The organism is Arenibaculum sp., assembly GCF_035998295.1.
GTDB lineage: Bacteria > Pseudomonadota > Alphaproteobacteria > Azospirillales > Azospirillaceae > DASYHS01.
Genome location: NZ_DASYHS010000218.1, coordinates 1 through 3,652, shown reverse-complemented (window position 1 = coordinate 3,652; position 3,652 = coordinate 1). Strand labels below are relative to the sequence as shown.

The following is a 3,652-nucleotide window of genomic DNA, read 5'->3' as shown; positions in this document are numbered from 1 at the left end:
GCGAGGCCGAGCTGCGCGGCTCCGATCCCGACGATACGGGCGAGGACCTGCGGCACCGGGCGTTGAGGCGCCGCTTCGCCCGGGGCCGGCGGGTGCGCGACGCCATCGCGCGCAACTTCGGCATCTTCCGCGCGCTCGGGCGGCGCTCGGCCTACCGCTCGCCCGGCGACCGGCGGTGGATCGCGGAGTTCCTGCTCCACTACGTCGCCTATGGGCGCCTGTCGGACCGGCAGGCGGAGGTTCTGCGCCACATCGCCAAGCGCCTGAACGTGCCGCCGCCGCTGAAGGACGGCTTCATCGACCCGACCGCCGTCCGCCCCCCGCCCCCGCCGCGCCGCAGGCGAATCGCGCCGGCCCGGCTCGCCGCCCGGATCGGGGCGTTCGAGACCGTGCTGAAGACCGGCGAGGTGGTGACGGTGCTGGAGCTGGTCGAAGGGACGCTCCAGTCCCGCGGGGAGCGGCGGACGCGCGCCAAGTCCCTGCTGCGCGACGCGGCGCTGGACGCGCTGGACGCGCTGGACGGCGGGAAGGAGGAGGACGAAGAGGACCAGGAGGACGACGGGGAGACGTGAGGCAGAGGCTCACGCCGTCGCGGGCTCCGTCGCGACCAGGGCGCCCAGCGTGCGCAGGTGCTCGGCGAAGCCGTCCACGAACCGCCGGACCTTCAGCGGGATGTAGCGGTTGGACGGATAGACGGCGTGGACCTGGTGCGGATCGTAGCGCCACTCCGGCAGCACGTATTCGAGCCTTCCCTCGGCCACGAGCGGGGCGAGCACGATCTCGTGGCCGAGGCCGATCCCGAGCCCGGCGAGGAGCAGCTCGCGCGTCAGCACGGAGTTGTCGGACCGGAAGGTCGGCCGGGGCTGCACCTCGACCCGCTCGCCGGCCGGGCCGGTGAGCGAGACCCGCTCGGGGAGCTGGGCGTAGAGGAGATAGTCGTGCGCCGCGAGGTCTTCCGGGCGGCGCGGGCGCCCCTTGCGGTCGAGATAGTCCGGCGTCGCCGCGAGCCGGCGCCCGATCGCGCCGAGCCGGCGCACGACGAGGCGGTCGTCGGCGATGGCGCCCATGCGGATCATGACGTCCAGCCGCTCGGCGATGACGTCGACGAAGCGGTCGGTCAGCGCCACGTCCAGAAGCAGGTCGGGATAGGCGCGCTTGAAGTCGACGAGGTAGCGGGCGAGCACGCTGGAGCCGAAGCCGACCGGCGCGCCGACGACGAGCCGCCCGCACATCGCCCTGTCCAGGCATCCGACCGTCCGGTCGGCCTCGTCGAGGCGCTCCAGCACGTCGCGGGCGTGATCGAGATAGCGGGCGCCGGCCTCGGTCGGCGAGACGCTGCGGGTCGTGCGGTCGAACAGGCGCACGCCCAGGCGCGCCTCCAGCGTGCGGATCTGCTGGCTGACGGCCGGCTGGCTGACGCCGAGCTCGCGCGCCGCCGCCGAGAAGCTTCCCGCCTCGCAGACGCGCACGAAGCTGGCCAGCATCGTCAAACGGTCCATGGAACGCCTTCCGCATCGTTGCCGATTAATAACGCAGCATAATAAGACCAATAATCCGGACGCGAGTTCAAAAACCCCGGCCTATGAGGAAGATGGCGCCTCCAGCCAACGGAGCCCTGCTCCCCATCGGAGATGATGCCATGCCGTTCTCGCGTCGCCGCTTCCTGGCCGGCGCCGGCCTCGCCGGCACCGCCGTCCTTCTCGATCCCCCGCTTCCGGCACTCGCCGGCACGCCGCCAGCCAACGCACCGCCAGCCAACGCATCGGCGTCCGGGATCATCCGCCGCAAGGTCGGCTCTGTCGAGGTGACCGCGCTGCTCGACGGCTACATGGACGTGGGGCCGGACCTGCTCGTCGGCGCCGACGACGCGCAGGCCGCGGCGCTGGCCGGGGCCGCGTTCCAGGAACCGGGGCCGCGCCGCATCCCCGTCAACGCCTATCTGGTCGATCTCGGCGACCGGAAGGTGCTGGTGGACACCGGCACCTCGACCGGCATGGGGCCGACGCTGGGGCGCGTCCCCGCCCTGCTGGAGGCGGCCGGGGCGTCGCCGGAGCGGATCGACACGGTGCTGATCACCCACATGCATCCCGACCACGTCAACGGCGCGCTGACGCCGGAGGGCGGGCCGCTGTTCCCCAACGCCGATCTCGTCGTCACCGGGGCCGACCACGCGTTCTGGCACGACGACGCGAACCTCGCCCGCGCGCCGGCCGGGGCCAGGCCGTTCTTCCTGGGCGCACGCGCGGCGGCGGCGGCCTATGCCGGCCGCCTGAGGCTGATCGAGGGCGAAGGCGAGGCCGTCGGGCCGATCCGGGCGGTGCCGCTGCCGGGCCACACGCCGGGCCATGCCGGGTTCATGGTCCTGTCCGATGGCGAGGGCCTGTTCATCTGGGCGGACACCGTCCACGTCGCCGCCTACCAGTTCGCCCAGCCGGAATGGGGCCTCGCGTTCGACGTCGACCCGCAGCAGGCCGCGCGGACGCGCAAGCGGGCGCTGGACCGCGCCGCCGCCGACCGCGTGCTGGTCGCGGGGATGCACCTGCCGTTCCCGGGCTTCGGCCACGTGGCGCGGGAGGGGGCGGCGTACCGCTTCGTCCCGGCCGAGTGGGACTACGGGTCGTAGAATCGTAGGGGTATGTGGGGGTTCGTGGGGGTGGCGTGGGGCGGCCCCGCGCCCCCGCACGGGCCGGCCGGTCAGTGGAACAGCCATGCCAGCGTCCCGAGCACCACCGCGAGGATCGCGATGCCCGCGACCAATCTCAAGGTGGCGTCGTTCAGGGTCTCACCCGCCAGCAGACGGGTCATTTTCTCGTATCTGTCGTCCTCGTCGCTCACCGCAGCTCCTCCGCTCGTCGTCCGGGCGCGCGTGGGCGGCCCCGGTCCGATCAACCGGGATCGTCCGGCAAGCGTCACGAGGGTTCCGGATCGACGGGGAGCGCCGGCGGCTACTTGCGGCGCAGGGTGGCCTGGAGGGCGCGGCGCCGGCGGCGGTTGAGGACGGGGGCGGCCGGCGCGACGGCCGGGGCAGAGGCCTGGGCGTCGGCAGGGATCGGGGCCGACCCGGGCTCGGCGAGGTCCAGGAGCAGGGCGGCGGACAGGTCGTCGGCTTCGTCCTGCGCGTCGGCGAAGGCCGGCAGGCGGGCGTTGGCGCGGTTCTTCATGGGGTGGAGCTGCATCAGGCGGTCGATCGCGCGCGTGGCGTTGGCGATTTGGTCGAGTTCGATCGCGCGCTCGACCAGGCGGACCAGCCAGCCCTCCAGGCGGTCGAACATCGAGGCGTGGGCGGCCGTGCGCTGGGCCCTCAGCTCCTGGACCCGCCGGCACACGGTCTCGTTGGCCATCAGCTCCGAGCCGCGCTCGCGCGAGGATTTGGGCGCGTAGCCGGCCATGCGCGCGGCGGCGGCGTAGGACGTGCCCTCCGCGACGAAAGTGCAGAACAGGTCCTGGCGGGGGTTGAGCGACGCTTCGACGGCCATGGCGCGGCACCTCGGTAGGAATGACCGTCCCATATTGGAACAAATTAGGAACAATGTCAAATGGTGGAGAGGGGATGTTCGCGCCGTAACCGCTCGCTGTTTCCTTCCCTGTGCAAGCGCCTCGGCAGGCGCTATATAGGCGCGCCATGAAAAGGAAGCCCGCCCCCAAAGTCGGC

At 72.6% G+C, this 3,652-nt stretch carries 4 protein-coding genes; 2 read left to right on the top strand and 2 right to left on the bottom strand.

Annotated elements, in window-relative coordinates:
- Positions 1–572 (top strand): hypothetical protein (locus VGO20_RS21135; protein WP_327504363.1); only part of this gene is annotated, 572 nt, incomplete at its 5' end.
- Between the two features lie 9 nt (positions 573–581).
- Here VGO20_RS21135 and VGO20_RS21130 read toward each other — a convergent pair.
- Positions 582–1,499 carry a LysR family transcriptional regulator gene (locus VGO20_RS21130; protein ID WP_327504362.1) on the bottom strand — a complete coding sequence of 306 codons (918 nt, stop codon included), beginning with the start codon at positions 1,497–1,499 and terminating at the stop codon, positions 582–584.
- 140 nt (positions 1,500–1,639) lie between these two features.
- On the opposite strand from VGO20_RS21130, the gene VGO20_RS21125 reads away from it, so the two are divergent.
- A complete protein-coding gene (locus VGO20_RS21125; RefSeq protein ID WP_327504361.1) occupies positions 1,640–2,623 on the top strand; it encodes an MBL fold metallo-hydrolase in 984 nt (327 codons plus the stop codon).
- A gap of 322 nt (positions 2,624–2,945) precedes the next feature.
- On the opposite strand, the gene VGO20_RS21120 is transcribed toward VGO20_RS21125, so the two are convergent.
- Positions 2,946–3,476 carry a terminase small subunit gene (locus VGO20_RS21120; RefSeq protein WP_327504360.1) on the bottom strand — a complete coding sequence of 177 codons (531 nt, stop codon included), beginning with the start codon at positions 3,474–3,476 and terminating at the stop codon, positions 2,946–2,948.
- Positions 3,477–3,652: the final 176 nt, after the last annotated feature.

Excerpts from the sequence above, each read along its gene's own strand:
- VGO20_RS21130 (WP_327504362.1), bottom strand. The coding sequence starts at position 1,499 with ATGGACCGTTTGACGATGCTGGCCAGCTTCGTGCGCGTCTGCGAGGCG.
- VGO20_RS21120 (WP_327504360.1), bottom strand. The coding sequence starts at position 3,476 with ATGGCCGTCGAAGCGTCGCTCAACCCCCGCCAGGACCTGTTCTGCACT.
- VGO20_RS21125 (WP_327504361.1), top strand. The coding sequence starts at position 1,640 with ATGCCGTTCTCGCGTCGCCGCTTCCTGGCCGGCGCCGGCCTCGCCGGC.